Annotated in this window: 12 protein-coding genes; all 12 read left to right on the top strand. The window is 47.5% G+C overall.

What is annotated here, in order from left to right; genetic code table 11:
* Positions 1-86 precede the first annotated feature (86 nt).
* The 12 genes from surE to EJV45_RS17875 all read left to right on the top strand — a co-directional run bounded on the left by surE (position 87) and on the right by EJV45_RS17875 (position 24545).
* Entirely contained in the window at positions 87-863 is a 777-nt protein-coding gene (gene surE / locus EJV45_RS17930) for a 5'/3'-nucleotidase SurE (RefSeq protein WP_129717938.1), read from the top strand.
* 4 nt (positions 864-867) lie between these two features.
* Positions 868-1977: a lipid-A-disaccharide synthase gene (gene lpxB / locus EJV45_RS17925; RefSeq protein WP_129717936.1), complete on the top strand. Its 1110-nt coding sequence runs from the start codon at positions 868-870 to the stop codon at positions 1975-1977.
* Between the two features lie 298 nt (positions 1978-2275).
* Complete coding sequence (locus tag EJV45_RS17920; RefSeq protein ID WP_129717934.1) at positions 2276-5284, top strand: SusC/RagA family TonB-linked outer membrane protein; 3009 nt, start codon at positions 2276-2278, stop codon at positions 5282-5284.
* A 12-nt stretch (positions 5285-5296) separates the two neighbouring features.
* On the top strand, positions 5297-6985 hold the full coding sequence (locus tag EJV45_RS17915; protein ID WP_129717932.1) for a RagB/SusD family nutrient uptake outer membrane protein: 1689 nt from the start codon (positions 5297-5299) through the stop codon (positions 6983-6985).
* A 480-nt stretch (positions 6986-7465) separates the two neighbouring features.
* On the top strand, positions 7466-10603 hold the full coding sequence (locus tag EJV45_RS17910) for a TonB-dependent receptor (protein ID WP_129717930.1): 3138 nt from the start codon (positions 7466-7468) through the stop codon (positions 10601-10603).
* An 11-nt stretch (positions 10604-10614) separates the two neighbouring features.
* Positions 10615-12429, top strand: coding sequence for a RagB/SusD family nutrient uptake outer membrane protein (locus EJV45_RS17905; protein ID WP_129717928.1), 1815 nt, complete (start codon positions 10615-10617; stop codon positions 12427-12429).
* A 126-nt stretch (positions 12430-12555) separates the two neighbouring features.
* Entirely contained in the window at positions 12556-14823 is a 2268-nt protein-coding gene (locus tag EJV45_RS17900) for a GH92 family glycosyl hydrolase (RefSeq protein ID WP_129717926.1), read from the top strand.
* Between the two features lie 350 nt (positions 14824-15173).
* Positions 15174-18329, top strand: coding sequence for a SusC/RagA family TonB-linked outer membrane protein (locus EJV45_RS17895; protein ID WP_240755337.1), 3156 nt, complete (start codon positions 15174-15176; stop codon positions 18327-18329).
* A gap of 11 nt (positions 18330-18340) precedes the next feature.
* Positions 18341-19990: a RagB/SusD family nutrient uptake outer membrane protein gene (locus tag EJV45_RS17890; RefSeq protein WP_129717924.1), complete on the top strand. Its 1650-nt coding sequence runs from the start codon at positions 18341-18343 to the stop codon at positions 19988-19990.
* A 229-nt stretch (positions 19991-20219) separates the two neighbouring features.
* A complete protein-coding gene (locus EJV45_RS17885) occupies positions 20220-21635 on the top strand; it encodes a glycoside hydrolase family 125 protein (RefSeq protein WP_129717922.1) in 1416 nt (471 codons plus the stop codon).
* 10 nt (positions 21636-21645) lie between these two features.
* A complete protein-coding gene (locus tag EJV45_RS17880; protein ID WP_240755336.1) occupies positions 21646-23883 on the top strand; it encodes a GH92 family glycosyl hydrolase in 2238 nt (745 codons plus the stop codon).
* On the top strand, positions 23880-24545 hold the full coding sequence (locus EJV45_RS17875; RefSeq protein ID WP_129717920.1) for a basic secretory protein-like protein: 666 nt from the start codon (positions 23880-23882) through the stop codon (positions 24543-24545). The genes EJV45_RS17880 and EJV45_RS17875 overlap by 4 nt, the downstream gene beginning before the upstream one ends.
* The last annotated feature ends 51 nt before the right edge of the window (positions 24546-24596 follow it).

Raw genomic sequence — 24596 nt, 5'->3', positions numbered from 1 at the left:
GAGCTGCCCCGACGCTTAAAAAAAATAAAAGGGAAAGCCGCTTATAAGGCGGCAGAAATCGAATACATAATCTGTATTTTTGAAACATGACAAAACACGATAAGCAACCCAATATCCTGGTTGTTAATGATGATGGCATAACTGCTCCCGGCATCAGGCATCTTATTGAAGTTGCACAGGAGCTGGGCAGGGTAGTTGTAGTGGCACCTGATGGTCCGCAATCGGGCATGGGGCACGCCATAACAATAGGTAAACCGCTTCGGTTTGACAAGGTTGACCTTTACGAAGGGGTAGAAATGTACAAGTGTTCGGGGACGCCTGTAGACTGTGTAAAACTTGCCGTAAACAAGATTTTCAAAGGGAAGAAGCCAGACCTTTGTGTTTCAGGTATCAACCACGGGTTAAACAGTTCGATCAATGTCATTTATTCAGGCACTATGTCTGCAGCCGTTGAAGGGGGAATCGAATCTATACCTTCGGTAGGATTTTCACTTGATGACTTTACGCAGCAGGCAGATTTTAGTCATTGTCGCAAGTTTGTTAAATTGGTTTGTGAACAGGTCCTTGAGCACGGTCTGCCTGAGAGGACATTACTGAATGTGAACTTTCCAAAGGGAGCAGGGATAAAGGGACTCAAGGTCTGCCGGCAGGCGAATGCCAAATGGGCCGAAGAATTTGATGAGAGGAAAGACCCTTATGAGCGGCCATACTATTGGCTCACGGGTGTTTTTCAAAATCTCGATAAAGGTGAGGACACTGATGTCTGGGCGCTGGATCACGGATTTGCATCAGTTGTGCCTGTGCAGTTTGATCTGACTGCCCATCACGCTATTCCGATACTTAACTCATGGAACTTTAGCTAAGCGCATGAAATACTACCTGGTAGCCGGTGAAGCATCGGGCGACCTGCACGGCGCAAACCTGATGCAGGCGCTTAAAACCAAGGATGCCCATGCTCAATTTCGTTTTTTTGGCGGCGAAAAGATGGAGGCCCAGGGAGGCCTGCTCGTGAAACATTACCGGGATATGGCTTTCATGGGCTTTATCGAAGTCTTGTTTAACCTTCGCAGCATTTTGAAAAACATGGCTGCCTGTAAGGCCGATATTCTGGCTTACCAGCCGGATGTTCTGGTGCTGATCGATTTTCCCGGGTTTAACCTTAAAATCGCCGAATTTGCAAAAAAACAGGGCATCCGGGTCTGTTACTATATATCTCCAAAAGTCTGGGCCTGGAACCAGAAGCGGGTACTGAAAATTAAAAAGGTCGTGGACCAGATGTTCTGTATCCTGCCTTTTGAGGTAGACTTTTATAAGAGCTGGGGGATGGATGTGACCTATGTCGGGAATCCGCTGCTCGACGCTATAGCAGATTTTAATTCGCGGCCCGACTTCGCCGCAACGCTTGGCGTACAAGATGCACAGGTCGTTGCGCTGCTGCCCGGTAGCCGCAAACAGGAAATCGAGCGTTTACTGCCTGATATGCTGGCCATGGCCGACCGGTTTCCAGCTTATAAGTTCGTTGTTGCCGGCGCGCCAAACTTTGACCAAAGTTATTACGAAAAGGTTGCAGACAGGCGAAGTCTGAATATCGTTTACAACCAAACGTACGACCTGCTCAATATCGCGCAAGCGGCCATTGTAGCCTCGGGAACAGCTACCCTTGAAACAGCCATCTTCAGAGTGCCGCAGGTTGTCGTTTATAAAGGATCGGCCATTTCGGTTGCGATTGCGCGCAGACTTGTAAAAATACGGTTCATATCACTTGTTAATTTAATTGCCGGCAAGGCTGTTGTGCCCGAATTAATCCAGGAAGATTGTAATGCTGCCAGGATAACCGAAGAACTTTCTAGGATTCTCGAAGGGATAGGACGTGAAGCTCAACTGAGCGGATATAATGAGCTTTCGAAAAAATTAGGTAAACCGGGAGCATCTGAACGGGCAGCGGCGGGGATTGTGGAAGAATCTGGCATGAGGTAATATGCCTAAATGCTCTATTATTGTATTGTAACGTATTCGTTACAATTTATTGCGCTGCATTTCTGGTTTGTATCAAAGAAATTTCATAAAATCGTACAATAAATCGTTTTAACGAGCCAAGCATAACCAAAACAAACGATCAGATGAAATTTCATTTAACCGCTGGAAGCAGCTAATTGCTGTTTGTCCCGGTATAACTTATCAGGACGTCTTGAAAATCTCCCCATTGTGACTAGAATTTCGTTTTCTGAAACATAAAACGATTTAACTGCCAATTAAAACCATAAATAATATCTCAATGAAAGTAAATTTACTTAAGATTTCGGGGTTGTGTTCACTTCTGGTGTTCAGTTCTCCGTTGTATGCTGATGCTTCGGGAGCAGCCCGCGGTCATTGGCTTACCTGGAAGCCTGTGGGTATTCAGGTTCAAAAAGTGGTTACCGGAACTGTAACGGACGAGGCTGATGCGCCGCTGCCGGGGGTTAGCGTGAGAAACACGAAATCCGGTCAAACTACAGTTACAGATGCGAACGGAAAGTACCGGATCGAAGTGGCTGGAGATGACACGCTTGTTTTTTCTTACATCGGCTATACCCAGGTCACAACTACAGTTGGTGGTCGTACAACCATCAGTTTTGCGATGCAGCCAGCTCTTGATAACAAGCTGGATGAAGTCGTGGTAGTAGGTTACGGTACACAGACCGTAAGAGAGGTGACGGCGGCAATTACAAAAGTTGATACCTCACAATTCAGACAAAGCGGATCACGTAATGCACTTGACCTGCTTGTTGGTAAGGTTGCGGGTCTTCAGCTTACACGTACTTCAGGTACCAACCCCAATTCTGGTGTGGCCGTGCAATTGCGTGGTGTTACGTCTCTAACCGGAAGCCAATCGCCGCTGATCATTATTGACGGAATTCCGGGTGGTAATCTTGACCTTCTTCAGCAGGATGACATTGAGTCTTTCAGTGTCCTGAAAGATGGTTCCGGTGCGGCAATTTATGGCACGCGGGCAAACGCAGGTGTAATCCTGGTGACAACAAAGAAAGGTAAAGCCGGTCCTGCAAGATTTGATTATAACTCTTACGTACGTCATGAGTCTTTGTATAAAAGACCTGATTTTATGAACGCGACACAATTCCGCGAGCGTCTTGCAAGCAAGGAATATGTTGCACAGGATTTTGGCGGAGATTTCGATTATTTTTATGATCTGATCAATAAAAACAATCTTTCCACAAACCATAACTTTGCGGCATCAGGTGGTGGTGCAAACGGAACTTACCGTGCCAGTGTCAACTACCGCGATCTGCAGGGTTTTGCACGCGAAAACTCGCGCCGGGAATACGGCCTACGGTTAAGTATTAACCAGAGAGGTTTTCAGGACAAATTGACCGCGCAGTTTAACGTGGCCACAAATTTTAATAATGCAAACCTTCTGGGCGGCGGTGGCTGGGAAACAGTTTTAACCAGAAATCCGACGGAATCTTACTATAACCCTGACGGAAGTTTCGCGTTTACCCGTAACATTACAAACGAAGTTGCTCGTTTGGAACAGGAAAAAAACCGTCGTCAGCAACAAACCAGTTCTGTTGATGGTAAGCTAGATTATGAGATCATACCCGGGCTGAAAGCTTCGATCTTTGGCGCCGTTCAGCGTAACTCCGTTCTCGATGGCGAGTACCGTCTGCGCGCAAGCCAAAACTCGCTTGACAATGGTGCAGCTCCCGGAGGTGGATATGCCGGAAGATCGACTGCTCTCGACCAGAATTTCAGTGTTGAGCCTACAGTTGAATACAACCGTATATTTAATGAAAAACATAAGGTAACAGCGCTTGCTGGCTTCATGTACCGGTATGAATCGTCAGAAGGCTTTAACGCTAATAACCGCGGTTATGTGAACGATGTGTTTGAAGAAAATAACCTGGGTAGTGTACCTGTGGCATTGAACCGTATCGGAATCGGTAGTTATAAAAACGACAATACGCTGGCAGCCTATTTCGGACGGCTGACTTACTCATTTAATGATAAGTACTTTCTTAATGCGACGTTCCGCCGGGAGGGATCATCCAAATTCGGAGCAAACAATAAATATGGTAGCTTCCCGGCAATTTCCGGAGGCTGGGACATTGCTCAGGAAAATTTCATGAAAGACATCAAATGGGTGAACTTCCTGAAACTGCGTGTTGGTTATGGTGAAACTGGTAACTCAGGTATACCAAACTATATGTCGCTGGTAACATTAGGCGGGGGCGGCATTTACCGTTTCCCTACCGGAGAATACCAGCAGACTTACGGACCTAACAGAAATCCTAATCCGAACCTGCGTTGGGAGAGGAAAAAAGAGACCAATATCGGCGTTGAGTTCACGATCCTGAACAACCGTTTATCTGGTACAATTGATTTGTACAAACGTGTAGTGCAGGATCTGCTTGATAACTACACGTCTCCACAGCCGCCATTTATTCAGTCGAGTATCTATACAAACGTAGGTACGATCTCGGCGAAAGGTATTGAACTATCTTTGAGCTACGCCGCAGTGAAGACTAAAGACTTCAAATGGGATATTGACTTTGTAGGTAGTACAACAGACAACCGCCTGGATTCTTACTCAAACGATGAGTACAAGAGAGATATGCGGACGTTTGGTGGAATCGGTGGTTTCGGCGCTTTGGGCGATGCAATCAGGACTTATGAAGGGCGCAAGTTGGGTGAATTCTGGGGCAAACGGTTTGCCGGTTTCACACCTGATGGAAAATGGACCTTCTTTAACCGCAATGGTGGTGTCGTTTCTAATGCACAAATCAATACTTCGGTATTCCGTGATCAAACTGACTTCGCCGTTATCGGTAATGCTATTCCAAAATACTATTTATCGTTGCAGAACAACTTCCAGTATAAAGGCTTTGACCTGCGCTTGTTCCTACGAAGCAAGTTGGATTACGATATCTTGAATACCCTTGCCATTTCTTACGGCAACAAAAACGGAACACAAGGTAACCTGCTGAACAGTGCTTTCACGAAATATGCGGAGATCAAAGACACTTACATGTATTCAGATTATTATGTAGAGCGCGGTAGTTTTGTGAAGCTTGATGAGGCAACCCTGGGTTACCGTTTCAAGATCGCTAACAAAGCCATCCGTGACCTGCGTCTTTATGTGACCGGACAGAACCTGGCCCTCATTACAGCATATACAGGAAATGACCCTGATTTTGTTAATGATACCGGACTCGGCCCTGGTATTGATTCAAGAAGTCCGTACCCGTCAACAAGACAGTTCCTATTCGGTGCTCAGTTCAGCTTTTAATACATCACAGACATGAAAATCGCAAATAAATTACTTATATCTTCCGTTGTGCTGGGGTTAACCGTGCTTTCAAACGGATGTGTCAAACTGGAGGAAAATATCTATGACCAGTTGGCGACAGATAACTTTTATAATAACAAGAACGAAGTACTCTCAGCTGTGCTGCGGCCGTATACCCATGCAAATGCCTGGGTTACGCCTTCAGGGCAGGACGGTTGGTGGCGCCCGGCAGAATTGTCAGCCGATCAGCTCGCGTGGCCTACAAAAGGTCGTCACGGCGAAGACGGTGGCAAGTGGAAAAGACTCCACTATCACACCTGGCTGGTGGACGACGGCCCATTGAACAATGCCTGGTCACTGATGTACTGGGGTATGGGCCTTTGTAACGATCCGATTCAAAATCTTGAAACCCGTTCGTTATCGCAAATGGGTATTACGCAGGCTGAAAAGGATTCATACATCGCTGAGCTTAAATTACTCCGTGCGTTTCACTACTTGAAATTGATGGATCTTTTTGGTAATATTCCTGTAGTTACGCAGGTTGGTATACCGGCAAAACCAGAAACCCGTCCGCGGGCAGAGGTATTTGCCTTCATCGAAAAGGAAATCAAAGATAACATCGACAAAGCGCCTTTACATTCGGCTAACATGACCGGCCGTATGTCTCAGGCAGGTGGTTATGCAATGTTGGTCGAACTGTACCTGAATGCGCAAGCCTGGACAGGAACACCACGCTGGGACGATTGTATCGCGGCAGCGGACAAATTGATCTCGGGTGCTGCGGGCGGCCAGAATGGTGCCATGGCGCTTGATCCAAACATCACAGATCAGTTTAAAAACACGAACGACCAGTCAAAAGAGGCGATCTTCTCAATTGCTTATGAATTTGCCAGAGCTACATTTGAGCCATCATGGGTTGGTGAATTTTATCACTTCCAACAAGGTCTTATTTACGGCGGTAACCGTAACGGCAACGACGGTGTGGTACTGATTCCTGGTGTTTATACCAAGTATGATGATGCAGACTTGCGTAAGCGGACCTGGCTGCTTCAGGGCCCTCAGGTGCGGTTTGATAACGGCGAACCTGCGTTAGCTGCCGGTGGTAACGAATACAGTGGTCAGCAGATCGTTTTTGTTGACAACATCAGAAAAAACAGAGTTGCCGCGCAGAATGGTACTGATCCGAATCTATTGCCCTCAAATATGAGCGAAGGAGAGGAAAATAGCGGTGTACGCTTCAATAAGTATAAACTTGGTAATCAAAACCCTGGTACCGGTGGTGTAAAAGGTGGCACATTAATTCCTGCTGATGCTAATTACAATAACACCGACTGGAACATCTATCGTTTAACCTGGGTGTACTTTGCAAAAGCTGAGGCTCTTATGCGCAAAAATGGCGGTACTGCAACACAGGAAGCTTGTAACCTGATTAATGAATGTAAAAGACGTGCTTTCAGCGCTGCCGATTGGGCCACGCGCGCGTACACGCCTGCAACATTAACACTGGATGAGCTTCTTGATGAACGCGGTCGTGAGTTTATCTTCGAAGGGTTCAGAAGAAATGACCTGATCCGCTTCGGGAAGTTTACAACTGCTCAATGGTGGGATCACCAGCCTTCTCAGCCGTTCCGTAACTTGTTCCCGATTCCTCAGGTACAACGTACATTGAATGGTAATTTAACTCAAAATACCGGCTACTAGAAAGCCGTATTTAAACATCAAAAAAGGCCGTTTCCGCAAGGAACGGCCTTTTGTTTTGATACGACGCCCCTTCACGCGATTGCTGCCTCTCCCAAGAGTACCTGGGTTATATCCCTCTTTGAAAAAATCGTTCCGAGCAATACTGTGTATTATAGTGTAACACAATTGTTTCGTCTTCTACACACAAGAGATTTCCAATGCTTTCGGAATTTTCTTATCATTGATATACTAAAACGATTTATTCCTGATAGTGATCCTGTTTCGACCAAAGACACCGTCATTCCAGTAATAAACTGTTTCTAAATTCTCTCGCTCTCCATATAACCTAAGCTAAACATCCAGAACCAAATATGAGAGAACCAATCACCCTTCAGAACGCATAAAGCGTACATCCAACCCAACCTTGGTTAGTTTATCCACGATTCCGGTTTCAGTACCGGCAGGGATCACTTTTTCTAAATTTTGAACCAATAGAAACTTATGAGCATTTTAACCAAACAACTCACACGGAGGCTGTGCCTCCGGGCCGGCGTTTTCATGGGCATCCTGCCCGCGCTTGCAGTAGCCAATCCGCCTGATCGAACAACAATGTTGCCCGCAATGACCCTCGCACAGCAGGACATTGAAGTAAAAGGCCAGATAAAAGACGAACAGGGAGAGCCCATACCCGGTGCTGTTGTCAAAGTACAGGGAACAAATACCGTGGCAACAACCACACCAAACGGGACCTTCAGCATCCGTGTTCCGGGAGCGCAGTCAGTACTTGTTGTCAGTTACATCGGCTATCAGAACCTCGAAGTGACGGTTGGTGCACAACGCCAGCTGTCGCTCATTATGAAATCGACCACAACTAATCTTGATGAGGTTGCTGTTGTCGGCTTTGGTACACAACGTAAGGTCTCGCTGATCGGCGCTCAGTCTACAGTAAGTCCGAAAGAACTTAAACAACCCGTGGCGAGCATTACCCAATCGCTGGCAGGAAGAATTGCCGGTGTGGTTGGCGTACAGCGCAGCGGTGAGCCCGGCCGCAGTACGGCCGATATCTGGATCAGGGGTATCGCCACATTTGGGGGCAACTCAAGTGCACCATTGATTCTCGTTGATGGTGTTGAACGCAGCATTTCCAACATAGACCCGGAGGATATCGAATCTTTTACCGTGCTGAAAGACGCTTCAGGCACTGCAGTATATGGCGTTCGTGGCGCAAACGGTGTGGTTATTGTAAAAACCCGGCGCGGGCAGGTGGGCAAACCGTCCATCAACTTCGACTACAATGAAGGGATCAGCACCTTTACGCGACGGCCAGAGCTTGCAGACGGTGTTACCTATATGAACCTGGCAAATGAGGCCAGCGTTGGCAGGGGACTTAGCGAAAAATATGCGCCCGAATATATCGCCAATACGGCTTCAGGCAGAGACCCGCTGCTCTATCCGAATGTAAACTGGATGGATGAGCTTTTCAATAACACCAGCAGAAACCGCCGGGCCAATCTGAATGCAAGCGGCGGTGTGGCCAATGCACAATACTACGTTTCTTTAGCCTATTACAATGAAACCGGCTTTTTGAAAACAGATGATCTTGCACAATATAATTCGGCCCTGAATTTCAAGCGGTACAATTTTACCAGCAACCTGAATGTCAACCTGACCGGAACAACCAAACTTGATTTAGGTATCCAGGGCTTTGCAACAGATGGAAATTATCCGAGCGAAGGGACCGAGTCGATCTTTTCCTCTGCGCTCGACGTTTCCCCGGTCGAATACCCGGTGATGTACCCCGGCAACTTCATCCCCGGAAGATCTTCAAACGGTGGTTTTAGAAATCCATATGCAGATCTGACCCGGCGCGGTTATCGAACGGAGTTCAAAAACCAACTTTATACAAACCTGCGCTTAACGCAGGATCTGGATGCCCTTGTACAGGGGCTGAGCGCCACAGCTATGATCTCGTTTGACGTTCGGAACGACAATACCATAAACCGTGGTAAGCGGGAAAGTACTTATTTTATCGAAAACGTACCGGGTACCAATTCTCCCTACAGGGCTGACGGCACGCTTAATTTGCGCCAGACGTATACCAGCAATGGCAATTATCTGAGCTTTAACGCGAGTCGTGAAGGCGACCGCAAGTTGTATTCTGAAGCGGCCCTGAACTACGACCGCGCGTTTGGAAAACACCGTGTTGGTGCACTCGCTTTGGGCTATACCCAGGATTTTACCAATCCTTTCGCGGGCGACTTTACTTCATCAATCCCCGAAAGACAGGTAGGCCTTGCACTGCGCACTACCTATTCGTATGACGACCGCTATTTTGCCGAGTTTAATTTTGGCTACAACGGTTCCGAATTATTTGCGCCGGCCAACCGGTACGGTTCTTTCCCTGCATTTGGTGTAGGCTGGATACCGTCTAATGAAAAATTCTGGGAGCCTTTGAAAGGCGCCATCTCCTTTCTCAAATTCCGGTATTCTGACGGTATTACGGGCATCGGCAAACTGCTGGGGCGCCGCTTTGCTTATCTTACACTTGTATCTGACGGCGCTGCCGGATACCAGCTTGGTAAAAACTTTTCAAACAGCGGGGGCATTAATGTTTCTGATTATGGTATTGATATCCGCTGGGCAGAATCGCGCAAGCAGGACCTGGGTGTGGAAATTCGCACGCTCAAAGACAACCTGTACCTTATTTTCGATATTTTCAAAGAGTACCGCACGGGTATCTTTTTACAGCGTCAATCTATTCCCGGTTACATCGGCCTGGTGTCACAGCCATGGGGAAATCTTGGTGTAGTAGACAACCGGGGCTTTGATGCAACACTTGAGTATAATTTTAAGGTGGGGCAGGTCGATATAGGCCTTCGCGGTAATGTGACTTACAACCGTGATAAGCTGATTGAAGATGATCGTCCGGTGCAGCCTTACCCATGGATGAGCTATATAGGCAACAATATCCTATCTAATTACGGTTATGTAGCTGAAAAATTATTTGACAACCAGGCTGAAATTGACAGGAGCCCGACACCGGGATCAAAGGCATTGGTCAGGCCTGGCGACATTAAATACACCGACCTGAACGGCGACGGCCTGATTAATGATTACGACAAGACGCGTATAGGAAGGGGAGATGTTCCCAGCACTATCTATGGTTTTGGGTTTTCTGCATCATGGAAGGGCTTTGCTATCTCAACATTATTTCAGGGCACTTCAAATGCCGACCGGTACCTGAGCGGTTCTGGGATTTATCCATTTAACGGCGGCGGTGGTTTAAGTAATGCTTTTGCGAATGTGGTTGACCGCTGGACGCCTGAGAATCCGAGACAGGATGTGTTTTATCCGCGACTGGCTTACGGGGAAGATCAGAATTTCAACAACACACAGCCGAGCAGCTGGTGGATAGAAGATGTCAGTTTCCTGCGTCTGAAATCTGCCCAGCTCAGCTATAATCTGCCGAAACGGCTCTCACAGCGGCTTCATCTGCAGAATACGGCGGTTTATCTGATCGGGTCAAACCTGCTCAACTTTAGCAAATTCAAACTCTGGGATCCTGAGCTGAACACCTCGAACGGGTCAAAATATCCGCTCATTACCACGGTATCGCTGGGTCTTAATGTAAAATTCTAACCTCGAAGAAAATGAAAAAATATATCTATGGCGCACTGATCGCATCTCTGGCCTTAAGCAGTTCCTGCAAAAAGGGTTTTTTAGATCAGGTACCGAATGACCGGCTTACGCTGGAAGAGACCTTTACAAACCGGGCAACGGCTGAAAAATTTCTAAACAATGTTTATTCATGGATCCCGGACGAATTCGGGCAACGGAGTCCGGCGAACGACCGGAATGCCGGCATGTGGACGGGCGGGTCTGATGAAGCCGAATTTGTCTGGGGTTTTGTTCAGACCAACAGCATGAACATTGGCAACTGGGATGCGAATTCAGATTTTGTAAATAATTACTGGAACAATTTTTACCGGGGTATCCGCTCGGCCAGCTTTTTCATGGCTAACATTGATAAGGTAACGCAGGATATCACGCCGCAGCTTATTACGCAATACAAGGCAGAAGCGCGGGCGCTGCGTGCCATGTATTATTTCTACCTGGTCAGACTTTATGGTCCGGTGGTGCTGATCGGCGATAATGTGATCGAACCGGATGCACCCGCAGAGGCCATCAGGCTTCCCCGCAGCAGTTTTGATGAGTGCATCAACTACATCACAACAGAACTGGAGGCGGCCGCGGCGGTACTTCCTGTTACAGCATCTAACGATGCCAATTATGGACGTATAACCAAGGGTATGGCGCTTGCTTATCGTGCCCAGGCGTTTCTGCTGGCAGCAAGTCCGCTTTATAACGGGAATCCCGACCTGGCGTCGCTGCGGAACAAAAACGGCAAGCAACTGATCAGCCAGACTGCAGACGCGGCCAAATGGAAACGTGCTTCAGACGCATACAAAGCTTTCATTACCCAGTTTGTGCCCGGAACGTATAGCCTCTACAGAAAGAATAATGCGGAGGGCGCCTTTGATCCGTACCTTTCCTGCAGAGATGTTTTCCTGGATAACTTTAATAATGAAATCATTATGTCGCGGATCGAATCGTCTTTGGGCTCAAGGCAATATGAAATGACGCCTTATCACGCAGGGAAGAACTCAGAATCGAAAGGCTCAGGGGGGCTTGGTGCAACACAAAATCAGGTGAATGCGTTCTTTACGGCTAATGGCCGGAAAATTGACGATCCGTTATCCGCGTATGTAAGTACCGGGTTTACCGACTACAAAGCACCGGGAAGTCCCATTGCTACCAGCACCTACAACCAATGGGTAAACCGTGAGCCCAGGTTTTATGTGAACATTACCTATCACAATAGTGTCTGGCTGAACAGGAACAATGGCGATATCATCACTGAATTTAATAACAACGGAAATTCCGGAAAGGCCACCGGTGGTAACGACTACACGGTTACCGGATACGTGGTACGAAAAGCGATGGGCCTTGGTAAGTGGGATGTAGGCAATCGCCCGGTCATTCTTTATCGTCTGGCTAACGTTTATCTCGATTACGCAGAAGCCCTGAACGAGTCAACGCCCGGCGACCCGGATATTCTTCGTTACCTGAACCTCATCCGCGAACGTGCGGGTATCCCGCAGTACGGCTCTGCAGATCTTCCGGCACCTTCTGGCCAGGATGCCGTGCGCCAGGCTATTCGCGATGAGCGCCGGGTTGAACTGGCATTTGAAAATGTTCGTTTTTTTGATACGCGCCGCTGGAAGATTGCTGAACAAACCGATAACGGACCGGTCTACGGTCTTAACATAGCGCGCAACCTGCCCGAATTTTTAACGGTTGTACCTTTTGAAACCAGGGTCTTCACGAAAAGACACTACCTGTTTCCAATACCGTCAAAAGACGTAAATTCGGACGATCTGATGGTGCAAAATCCGGGCTGGTAAGCTCAAATTTGAACGGGACCGCATCAGATCGCTGCGGTCCTTTCATTTTTTTTCCGGGTAATGAATGGTTCATGATTTTCCCGCTTAACCTGAAGACACTTGTCTGATCAAACAACCTATTTTAAGATGAAAAAAAGATTACTTCTTGTTTTGTTGCTGCCTGCCTTTGCAAGTGCAAGGCAGCGTGACCTTGTTAGTTATGTGAACACCCTTCAGGGTACCAATTCAAAACACGAGTTAACTCGGGGAAATACCTACCCGACTACAGCGCTTCCGTTCGGCATGCATACCTGGACACCACAAACCGGAAAAAATGGCGATGGCTGGAAGTATCAGTATTTTCTTGACCGCATTAGGGGCTTTCAGCAGGCACACCAATGTAGCTCCTGGACCCGCGACTATGCCGTATTTTCTATGATGCCTGTTCTCGACAGCCTGGTGGTAGATGAAGAAAAGCGGGCGGCACGGTTCAGTCATAAGAATGAAGTCGGCAAGCCCAATCATTACCGGGTTATTTTTGATAACGGAATCGCAACAGACATTGCGCCATCAGAACGTGGCGCACATCTTCGTTTTTCGTTTCCAAAAGGGCGGAAGGGATTCCTGGTACTGGATGGATATACCGGCCTCAGCCAGGTCAGTATTGATGTGAAGGCACGGAAGATTACCGGCTATGTAAACAATGGCGCGGGGTTTAAACGGGGCTGGAAGAGTTTTTTTGTCCTGTATTTCGACAAGCCGTTCAAGGCCTTTGGAACATGGGAAAACCAGAAGAACACGCTTCAGCCGGGTAATGACAACGCTTCCGGCCGGGGCCGCGGCGCCTATCTGGAGTTCGCCCCCGGGCAGCAGGTACAGGTAAGAACCGCATCTTCATACATCAGTCCGGAGCAGGCTGAGCTGAATCTCAAACGCGAGCTTGGTACAGATAAACGCATCGAGCAAACCATTGCACGGGCGGCCATGGTCTGGAACAAACAGCTGGGGCAGGTGCTTGCCGAAGGCGGCAGTAAAGAAGATCTGGAAACTTTTTACTCATGTTTTTTCCGCGCCAGCCTTTTCTCACGGAAATTTTATGAGATCGATGCTGCGGGCAAACCTGTTTATTTCAGCCCCTACGACGGGCAGGTACACCCGGGATATATGTTTACAGATACCGGTTTATGGGATACCTTCAGGGCGCAGTTCCCGCTCAACGCATTGCTGCACCCAACCATGCACGGCCGCTATATGCAGGCCATGCTCGATGCCTGGAAACAATGTGGCTGGCTGCCGTCATGGTCGTTTCCGAGCGAAGCGGGCAGCATGATCGGGAACCATGCCATTTCTCTGTTTGCTGATGCCTGGGCAAAGGGCATCAGGACATTTGACCCGGCAGAAGCCCTGAAAGCTTACGCGCACGAATCGGAAAATAAAGGGCCGTGGGGACCTGCCAATGGGCGTGATGGTTATAAAGAATATGAAAGTCTCGGTTATGTTCCCTATCCACAGGTGCGGGAAGCGACAGCTAAAACGCTCGAATATGCTTATGATGATTTCTGCGGGTATCAGCTTGCACGTATGACGGGCAATAAGGCCTATCAGGACCGTTTTGGTGCGCGGATGTTCCGTTATAAAAATGTTTATGACCCGGCAACACGTTTTATGCGCGGAAAAGATAAAAACGGAAAATGGAACAGCAACTTTGACCCGGCCGAATGGGGCGGGGCCTTCACCGAAGGAAATGCCTGGCACTGGCAATGGTCCGTTTTTCATGACATTAACGGTCTGATCGATCTGATGGCTGGAGAAAAGAACTTTACCGCGAAACTCGATTCTGTTTTTACTGAACCAAACCGGGTAAACGTGGGCAGCTATGGCGGAATGATACATGAAATGACCGAAATGGTTATGGCCAACATGGGCCAATACGCGCATGGCAATCAGCCTATTCAGCATATGGTCTATCTGTATAATTACGGTGGGCAGCCCTGGAAAGCACAATATCATGCCCGGGAGGTCATGCGTAAGCTTTATAATGCTACTGAAAACGGGTATCCCGGCGATGAAGACCAGGGGCAGACAAGTTCCTGGTATGTACTGAGTGCGCTGGGCATGTACAGCGTGTGTCCGGGTACAGATGAGTATGTTCTGGGCAGCCCGGCATTTAAGAAAATCACCATCAGTCTGGAAAACGGGAAAAAGTTTATTATCAATGCGCCGGCAAATAATGAGAAAAACGTTTATATACGGCAGGCGAAGTTAAATGGAAAAGTTTTGGAGAGGAATTTTCTCAGGCATTCAGAACTTATCAGCGGTGGTGTTCTTACTTTAGATATGGATGAGAAACCAAATACTGGCAGGGGAGTCGCGGTTGCTACGAGGCCATTCTCTGTATCCACTTTTACGCCTTAGCGGAGGATAGAGAGGATAAGCAAACAACAAGTCTCTACTTAAGACGACGGCCCTGCAGAATACCGCAGGGCCGTTTTTATTTAATGTGAAATGGACCTGGCCGGTCTTTCTGATTTTACCCGGCGCGCAGGATCACCGCCGGACATCTCCAGAAACAGAAAGCAATAAAATGCAAGAAAAAGGTTGTTGGCGTGAAATTTTCCGGGCATTCACGCGTTTAAATCTATTGATTGTCGACTATGGATAATCGATTTAGCAACAAAATACAAACAATCTATTTTCTAACTTAATATGAGCCAATAGTTTACATCTCCACACGCCTCTACACAACTACCAATAATCAATTGCCAATGAAAAACTATCTACCTAGAATTGCAGGGCTTGCCGTCCTGTGCAGTGTCTGTTTGTCTGCTGACGCTGCCGGCAAGAGCATGATGGCCCGGGGTCATCTTACTGCAAATGTCAATCATTTTCAACAACAGGATACCGTAAAGCGAGCGGGAACGGTCGTACAGGATACGACGAAAAGAAACGCTGATACCGCCCGTACTTCTCAGGCACAAGACACAACGAAGAGAACGACAACAACTCAGCCCGGCGCGCCGGCTGCATCTGCTCAGAAGGCAGTGACAGGTGTCGTTGTTGATGAGAAAGGAGAAGCCATGCCTGGCGTTAATGTTAAACGTCAGACCAATAATCAAGGCACAGTAACCGATGCCAGCGGTAAGTTTTCAATTAACGTTTCTGGTCCGAATGAGATCCTTGTATTCAGCTTTATTGGCTATACACCCACGACCAGACCTGCGGGTGCCGGGCTTGCGCCGTTGAGCATCCGCTTGCAGCCATCTGAAGGAAATAATCTCAATGATGTAGTGGTGGTTGGTTACGGCACGCTCAGGCAAAAAGAAGTGACATCTTCAGTTGCTCACCTTGATACCGCCCAGTTCCGTCAAAGTGGGGCGCGAAGCCCGCTCGACCTGATTCAGGGAAAAGTAGCCGGTCTTCAGATCACCCGTACAAGCGGATCAAACCCCAACTCGGGCACCAGTGTTCAGCTACGCGGCGTCGTGTCGGTCAAGGGGAGCGCCAGTCCGCTATTTGTAATTGATGGGATACCGGGTGGTAATCCTGACTTGTTGCAGCAGGACGACATTCTTTCTGTCGATGTGCTGAAAGATGGCTCGGGTGCCGCCATTTACGGTACCAGTGCAAACGCCGGGGTAATTCTCATTACAACCAAAAAAGGGAAACCTGGCAAGCCAACAGTTAATTACTCATCTTATGTGCGCAAAGAGTTTGTTTACAACCGTCCGGATTTTCTTTCTGCCGATGAATTTCGCCAGAAAATCGCCGAAGGCCAGATCAGGCAACAGGATTTTGGCAACACTACCGATTTCTTCGATGAACTGGTTAACCACAACAACTTCTCTCAAAATCACAACATCGCACTATCGGGAGGAACAGATAAGACCAACTACCGGGCAAGCGTAAACTACCGCGATTTGCAGGGGATAGCGCTTGAGAACGGGCGGAACGAATACACCCTTCGTCTGAACGTTAATCAAAAAGCATTTGACGATAAAGTGAATGTTCAGCTTAACCTGGTAACAAATACGAACCGTGCCAATCTTCTTGGCGGTGGTGGCTGGGAAGAGGATGCCACAAAAAATCCCACGCTTTCAAACTTCAATGCCGATGGAAGTTACAGGTTCGATACACAAAGTACCAACCAGTATGCACGGTTATTTCAGGAGACCAATGGCCGTAAACAACAGACAAGTTCTGCCGACGCAAAAGTTGACATAGACATCTTTAAGGGTCTGAAGGGCTCTGTTTTTGGATCGATTCAGCGCGACAGTTACATCGATGCAAGCTACCGGCTGCTGGCGAGTGAAGATTCGCAGGAAAACTCTGACTATCCGGGCGGGGGATATGCATCGAAAGGTACCGCGCTGTTTCAGGATTATGCTTTCGAGCCAACATTGCAGTATAACGGAAGCGTTGGCGAAGCGCACACTTTTTCTGCGGTTGCGGGTTACAGCTACCGGTACCATGTTGAAGAAGGACAGTCTATGGACAACCGCGGTTTTCTCAATGATCAGTTCGAAGAAAATAACCTGAGCGACGGTACTGCCCTGATAGATGGCAAGGCAAACATGAGCAGTTTCAAAAACGACAATACGCTCATTGCCTTTTTCGGTCGCGTTAACTATACGCTTATGGGCAAATACCTGGCACAGGTGATTCTGCGTCGGGAAGGTTCTTCACGTTTTGGAGCAAATAACAAGTGGGGCAATTTTCCGGCGGTTTCGGTTGGCTGGAACATTAGCCAGGAAGATTTTATGAAAAACGTTAAGTGGGTCAACTTCCTGAAATTGCGTGCCGGATATGGTGTAACGGGTAACTCGGGTTTTGCTAACAACGCCTCGAGGCTTACACTCGGCCGCGGTGGAAAATATCTTTATCCTGATGGCAGTTACCGCGAAACTTACGGACCCGATCGTAATCCCAACCCTGATCTGCGTTTTGAAAAAAAGAAAGAGACCAACATCGGGCTTGATTTTACCTTATTGAATAGCAGGTTAAGCGGTTCGATCGATGTGTTTAACCGTACAACAAGCGATCTGCTGGATACCTACACGACGCCGCAGCCGCCGTACATCAGGTCTGAAATTTATACAAATGTAGGGCAGATCTCCTCACGGGGTATTGAACTGGCCCTGAGTTATGCGGCAATTAAACGCAAAGATTTCTCATGGAGTATCGATGCGACGGCAAGTACACTTGATAATACGCTCGATTCGTATTCAAATTCACTTTATACACGGGAGTATATTGAGTTTGGCGGTATTGGTGGAGCAGGTGCGCTCGGAAATGCCATCACAACTTTTGAGGGCGGCAAACTTGGCGAGTTCTATGGTAAACGTTTTGCTGGCTTTACACCTGAAGGCAAATGGCTGTTCTGGAACCGCAATGGCGAGGCAGTTACCAACGATCGCATTAATCCGTCAAGAGACAGGAACCTAACAGACCTTGCGCCGATCGGTAATGCAATTCCTAAGTACTATGCGTCGTTAACAAATAATTTTACGTACAAAAATTTTGACCTGCGTGTATTTCTGCGCGGCAAGTTTGCATACGATATCCTGAATACAACTGCGATGACCTATGGGAACCGTACCTGGAGCGGTAACCTGCTGCGCAATACCTTTACCAAATATGCCGGTATTGATGATACATACATGTACTCAGACTACTATCTGGAAAGCGGTAGTCATGTGAAAATTGATGAGGTGACGGTTGGTTACAGGTTTAAAATTAAGCCAAATAAATACATCAACAGCGTACGGTTGTATGCAACCGGACAGAACCTTGCTACCATTACCGGCTACACCGGAAACGATCCTGATTTTATTCAGGACACAGGCCTTGGTCCCGGTATTGACAGCCGCGGGCCGTACCCAACAACCCGTTCGTTCCTCTTTGGTGTAAATGTCGGATTCTAAACTCTACTGAAATGAAAAAAATATCTATATATCTCGCGGCAACAGCAGTATTGAGCCTGGCAGGGTCTTGTACAAAACTTGACGAAAATGCCTATGATCAGCTACTCAGCGAGAAATTTTATAATAATAAAAACGAAGTGTTGTCTGCCGTCTTGCGGCCCTATACCCATGCGAATGCCTGGGTAACTCCTGCTGATCAGCGAAACTGGTGGGAGATGAGCGAACTTTCTGCCGATCAGTTAGCCTGGCCAACCAAAGGCCGGCATGGTGAAGATGGTGGTAAATGGAAACGCCTGCATTATCATACCTGGACGGTTGATGACGATTTTATTAACAATGCCTGGGGATTGATGTACTGGGGAATGGGACTTTGCAATGATCCGATTGATAATATCAGTAAACGTGATATTGGACAGATGGGCATTACCGCAGCCGAAAAGGAGGCCTATGTAGCAGAACTCAAACTGCTTCGCGCTTTTCACTATCTGAAACTGATGGATCTGTTCGGAAACATTCCGATCGTTACGAGCGTTCCGGCCAGTAGCAATGAGGAATTACCTGAAAGTGTTGCCCGCAAAGATGTCTTCGCATTTATCGAAAAGGAAATTAAAGACAACATAGAAAAGACGCCAAAGCTTTCCCGCGGTATGTTGGGTAGAATGAGCCAGGCAAGTGGTTATGCGATGCTTGTTGAATTGTATCTGAATGCTGAAGTATGGACAGGAACTGCGCGATGGGATGATTGTATTGCGGCAGCCGACAAACTGATATCTGGCAGTGCTGGTGGCCAGAACGGAGCCCTTCAACTCGATCCGAATATTACAGATACCTACAAACCTGATAATGATCTTTCAAAAGAAGTTATCTTTTCCATAGCGTACGACTATGCAAAGGCTAAATTTGAACCAGGGTGGCCAAACGAATTCTATCACTTCAAACAGCGTGAGATCTATGGCGGCGGCAGAAATGGAAATGACGCCGTTGTTGTCGTACCGGGAAATTACACGAAATATGATGATGCAGACCTCCGCAAAACAACCTGGCTCTCTGTCGGGCCGCAGGTTAAGTTTGCAGACGGCACGCCTGTAACAGGATCGGAAGAGTACAACGGGCAGCAACTTGTGTTTGTCGATAACATCCGCCGGAATAAAGCGGGCTCAACAGTTTCAACCATGAGTGAAGGTGAAGAAAACAGTGGTGTACGGTTTAATAAATACCGTCTTGGCAATTCACTTCCGGGCGTGGTAAACGGTGTAAAGATGGACCCTAATCCCAACTACAACAACACCGACTGGAATGTGTACAGACTTACCTGGATCTACTTTGCAAAAGCAGAAGCGTTGATGCGCAGAAATGGTGGAACGGCTACCGCAGAAGCCGTTCAGCTTATAAACGACTGCAAGAAGCGGGCATTCTCCGATGCCGACTGGGCCACCCGCGCGTATACCACTACAACGCTCACAATGGATGAGTTGCTGAATGAGCGTGGGCGCGAGTTTATTTTTGAGGGTTTCAGACGCGATGATCTGATCCGCTTTGGTAAATTTGAAACGGCAAGCTGGTGGGATCATCAGCCAACTTCTGCCACGAGAAAACTTTTCCCAATTCCACAGCAACAACGATCGCTCAATCCGAAACTCCCTCAAAACGTCGGATATTAATGTATAAGAGATACAATATAAAGGGCGCCTTCGGGCGCCTTTTTTGTTGATACGGCTCAAGATTGCTAAGTTTAATTGCGGTCAGTTAACTGTGTGAGCTTAATAACCTCAGCAATGGGCTGCAATCTGTTGCAGAAAAGAAGTGACCAACTAGTTGGAAGACGGAAATTCCTGTAAAAAAACGGGGATAAATCGTTTTTATATACAGCACTTTTTCTATTTTTAACGTATGATACGAAGAACCTTTATAAAACACACTGGTGTATTGGGTGCCGGCCTGATGGCCAGTAAGCTGTCTTTCGCAGCGGCTCCGCAGTTCCCGGTTGTCAGGGTCAGCCCTGCCAAGCGCCATTTCAGAAGCAAGTCTGTAGACGCGGCCATCAAAACGTTTCAGTCTAAAGTGAAAAATCCGGAATTGGCGTGGCTGTTTGAAAACTGTTTTCCAAACACGCTCGATACAACCGTTTATCATAAGCAGGTTGACGGCCGGCCTGATACCTACGTAATTACCGGCGATATCGATGCGATGTGGCTACGCGACAGTTCGGCGCAGGTATGGCCCTACCTTCAGTTTGTAAATAAGGACAAGGAGCTTAAGGCATTAATTGCAGGTGTGATTATACACCAGACCAAATGTGTTCTGAAAGATCCGTATGCGAACGCGTTTTATGGCGATCCGAACAAACAAGGTGAGTGGAAAACCGATATTACAGATATGAAGCCCGGCATCCATGAGCGCAAATGGGAGATTGATTCACTTTGTTACCCGATCCGTCTGGCCTACCACTACTGGAAAGAAACCGGCGATACAACACCTTTCGATGCCACCTGGAAAAAAGGTATCGAAGCCACGCTGAAAACGTTCATTGAACAGCAGCGCAAAACGAGCCTTGGTCCGTACAAATTCCAGCGGAACACATCCTGGGCAACTGATGGAATTCCGATGAATGGTTACGGGTATCCGGTTAAACCGGTGGGCCTGATCTGCTCCATGTTCCGTCCAAGCGACGATGCCACCATCTACCCGTATCTTATTCCGTCAAATTTCTTTGCGGTAACCAGTCTTAAGCAGGCAACCGAAATGGTTACAGCAATTTCGAAAGATCAGGATCTCGCTTCGAGACTACAGGCTCTTGCTACCGAGGTTGAAAATGCGCTGAAAGAACATGCTACTACAACGCATCCTAAATACGGTAAGATTTATGCCTTTGAGGTAAATGGATTTGGCAGTTTCAACCTGATGGATGATGCCAATGTACCGAGCCTGTTGTCTTTGCCTTACCTTGGCGGGGTGCCGGCAAATGATCCCGTATATCTGAACACCCGCAAATACGTTTTGTCAGAAGACAATCCATTCTTTTTTAAAGGGTCGGCAGGCGAGGGTATCGGTGGTCCGCACATTGGCCTGGATATGATCTGGCCAATGAGTATCACCATGCGTGCGCTTACCTCAAACGATCCGGAGGAAATCAAAAAATGCATCCAGACTTTACAGAAAACGCATGGCGACACCGGTTTTATGCATGAATCTTTCCACAAAGACAACCCGAAGAAATTCACCCGTTCCTGGTTTGCATGGTCGAATACACTTTTCGGCGAGTTGTTATGGAAAACTTATCAGCAAAATCCGAACTTGCTGGTCTAACCAACTTGAGATGTTTAAACCAACCAAGCTGAAAAAACTGGGCGTACTGGCTATGCTGGTCGCCCTTTTTTCCGATCCGCTGAATGCTCAGCAGGTATCACCGATCAATTACGTCGATCCCACCATTGGTGGTGTTGGCCTGATCCTGGAACCGACAAGACCAGCCGTGCATCAGCCGAACAGCATGGTAAGGGTGTTTCCTGCAAGAAAGGATCAGCTGGATGACCAGATTGCTTACTTTCCGCTTAGCATTTCATCGCACAGACAGCCCTGGCTGTTCAGATTTATGCCCGTTTCCGGAAAGCTGAATGCGGCCTCCGCCGGAAAATTTACCAGTGCGAACGAAACAATCAGTCCATCGTACTACCAGGTAAATCTTATCGAAACGGGAATCAGGCTTGCGTTTAGTCCGGGGCAACGCAGTGGAATCTTTAAAATTGAGTTCACCGGGACCGAAAACTTCCTTAGGCTCGGGAATGAGACGAGAGGATCCATAGGTGCAGAAGGTAAAAATGCGCTTTCAGGCATCGAGGAGTTCAACGGAATGAAGGCCTATTTTTACGCCGAGGCGAACACAGAACTTACGCGGCATCAATCCCCCGAGGGCGATAAATCCAGCTATTTCAAGGTTACGAATAACGCTAAAACGATTTTATGGAAATATGGCATATCTTTTATCAGCGTAGAGCAGGCCAAAGCTAACCTGAAACGTGAAATCCCTGCCTGGGATTTCGACGGATTAAGGAAACAGGCAACAGACGTGTGGAACAAAAAACTCGGGCAGATGCAGGTTCAGGGTGGTACAGATGCGCAGAAGCGTGTCTTCTATACATCTTTGTACCGCAGTTATGAGCGCATGGTCGATATCAATGAATATGGTCGGTATTATAGTGCGTACGATCATCAGGTTCATGTTTCAGACAAACCGTTTTTTGTAGATAACTGGCTTTGGGATACGTATATAGCGCTCGAGCCGCTTCAGACTATTCTCAACCCTAAAATGCAGGGGCAGAAAATAGATTCTTATGTTGAAATGTACAAACAGGGAGGCTGGATGCCATCATTTGCACTGGTTTTCGGAGACAACCCCTGTATGACCGGAAATCATGCTGCAAGCTGGATTCTGGATGCCCGTATAAAGGGCGTTACAAACTTTGATATGGACAAAGCCTATGAAGGAATACGTAAGAATTCGCTGGAGGGAACTTTGCTGCCCTGGAGAAACGGTGCGGCAACATCACTGGATTCTTTTTATACCAGAAAAGGTTACATGCCGGCCCTTGCCCCGGGCGAAAAAGAAACCGTAAAGGAGGTGCATGGTTTTGAAAAGCGGCAGTCTGTATCGGTCACTCTGGAAAACAGTTATGACGACTGGTGTATTGCACAGCTTGCTGACCTGCGCAAAAACGGCGCTGATTACAAACTTTTCATGCAGCGCGCCGGGAACTATAGAAATGTTTTCAGGAAAGACAAGGGATTTGTCTGGCCAAAGGATAAAAACGGGAACTGGATTGAACCTTTTGATCCGAAGTTTTCTGGCGGACAGGGTGGTCGTGAGTACTTTACCGAGAACAATGCCTATACCTATAACTGGGATGTAAAACATGACTTTACCGGCTTGTTTGAGTTGATGGGCGGGCAGAAACATGCTGAGGACAAGCTTGACAACCTGTTCAGGGAAAGCCTGGGCCGGAGCAAATACCAGCTTTGGTATACCTTTCCCGATGCCACCGGCCTGGTTGGCCAATTTGTAATGGGCAACGAACCAAGCTTTCACATTCCCTATCTGTACAACCACCTTGGCAGTCCGTGGAAAACACAGAAGCGGATCAGAATGCTGCTTGACACCTGGTATACAGATAACCTGTTTGGTATTCCCGGCGACGAAGACGGGGGCGGAATGACAGCTTTTGTTGTATTTTCGATGGCCGGATTTTTCCCTGTCACACCCGGTATTCCGGTGTACAGCATCGGCAGTCCCACATTCTCAGACATCAGCATCAAACTGGATAATGGTAGGACATTCCGGGTAACAGCCGAAAATAACAGTAAACTGAACGTATATATTCAACAGGCCAGACTAAACGGAAAGCCGTTAGACCGCTCGTGGTTTACCCACGATGAACTGCTTAACGGCGGGCAGCTGGAACTTGTTATGGGACCGCTGCCTAACACTGCATGGGGCACAAAAGACCTGCCCCGGGCAGCAATAAATTACAAGCCTTTTTCAAATAACCAGACAAAATGAATAAATTAATTGCCGGTGCATGCATTGCACTAGCTGGACTTTCCCTGACCGCACATGGGCAGGAAGTGATCAGCAAAAAAGGTTATACCTTAACCTACAGCAGCAACGATGCTGCATTTTCGCCTGAGACCAAGGAGAAATTAATCTCAACATTCTTTAAAGTCTATCCGAAGCTTGCAAAAGAATATAACCCAAAAACACTCAGGAAAGTAGAGTTCATTGTTGACACTGCTTATAAGGGCGTTGCCGCCACGCATAACGGCAAGGTCGTTTACAGCCCGGTGTGGCTTAAACAGCACCCAGGAGATATCGATGTTGTTACGCATGAGGTGATGCACATTGTGCAGGATTACGGCCGTAGTGTAGGACCGGGTTGGCTCACAGAAGGTATCGCCGATTATGTACGCTGGAAATTTGGCGTGGACAATGCTGCAGCAAATTGGAAACTGCCTGAACTAAAGCCTGAACATTCATATAAAAACAGCTATCGCATTACAGCGCGTTTTCTTGCATGGATTGAAAGTAAGGTAAAGAAGGGTACTGTTCAGCGCCTTGATGCAGCCTTACGCGATCATTCCTATACAGCTGCACTCTGGAAAGAGCAAACCGGTTCACATCTTGATGAACTTTGGACAAATTATGTAAAAAATCCGCAAATTTAGGGGCTGTTGAAAAGCGCAAACGAACCAATAAAACACACTAACACCACAAAT

Source organism: Pedobacter sp. SYP-B3415 (assembly GCF_004138205.1).
In the GTDB taxonomy this organism is placed as follows: Bacteria; Bacteroidota; Bacteroidia; order Sphingobacteriales; family Sphingobacteriaceae; genus Pedobacter.
This window is presented reverse-complemented; position numbering and strand designations above follow the sequence as displayed.

What these genes read in the sequence shown, in the direction of transcription:
- surE (WP_129717938.1), top strand. Translation starts at nt 87, where the DNA reads ATGACAAAACACGATAAGCAACCCAATATCCTGGTTGTTAATGATGAT.
- lpxB (WP_129717936.1), top strand. Translation starts at nt 868, where the DNA reads ATGAAATACTACCTGGTAGCCGGTGAAGCATCGGGCGACCTGCACGGC.
- EJV45_RS17920 (WP_129717934.1), top strand. Translation starts at nt 2,276, where the DNA reads ATGAAAGTAAATTTACTTAAGATTTCGGGGTTGTGTTCACTTCTGGTG.
- EJV45_RS17915 (WP_129717932.1), top strand. Translation starts at nt 5,297, where the DNA reads ATGAAAATCGCAAATAAATTACTTATATCTTCCGTTGTGCTGGGGTTA.
- EJV45_RS17910 (WP_129717930.1), top strand. Translation starts at nt 7,466, where the DNA reads ATGAGCATTTTAACCAAACAACTCACACGGAGGCTGTGCCTCCGGGCC.
- EJV45_RS17905 (WP_129717928.1), top strand. Translation starts at nt 10,615, where the DNA reads ATGAAAAAATATATCTATGGCGCACTGATCGCATCTCTGGCCTTAAGC.
- EJV45_RS17900 (WP_129717926.1), top strand. Translation starts at nt 12,556, where the DNA reads ATGAAAAAAAGATTACTTCTTGTTTTGTTGCTGCCTGCCTTTGCAAGT.
- EJV45_RS17895 (WP_240755337.1), top strand. Translation starts at nt 15,174, where the DNA reads ATGAAAAACTATCTACCTAGAATTGCAGGGCTTGCCGTCCTGTGCAGT.
- EJV45_RS17890 (WP_129717924.1), top strand. Translation starts at nt 18,341, where the DNA reads ATGAAAAAAATATCTATATATCTCGCGGCAACAGCAGTATTGAGCCTG.
- EJV45_RS17885 (WP_129717922.1), top strand. Translation starts at nt 20,220, where the DNA reads ATGATACGAAGAACCTTTATAAAACACACTGGTGTATTGGGTGCCGGC.
- EJV45_RS17880 (WP_240755336.1), top strand. Translation starts at nt 21,646, where the DNA reads ATGTTTAAACCAACCAAGCTGAAAAAACTGGGCGTACTGGCTATGCTG.
- EJV45_RS17875 (WP_129717920.1), top strand. Translation starts at nt 23,880, where the DNA reads ATGAATAAATTAATTGCCGGTGCATGCATTGCACTAGCTGGACTTTCC.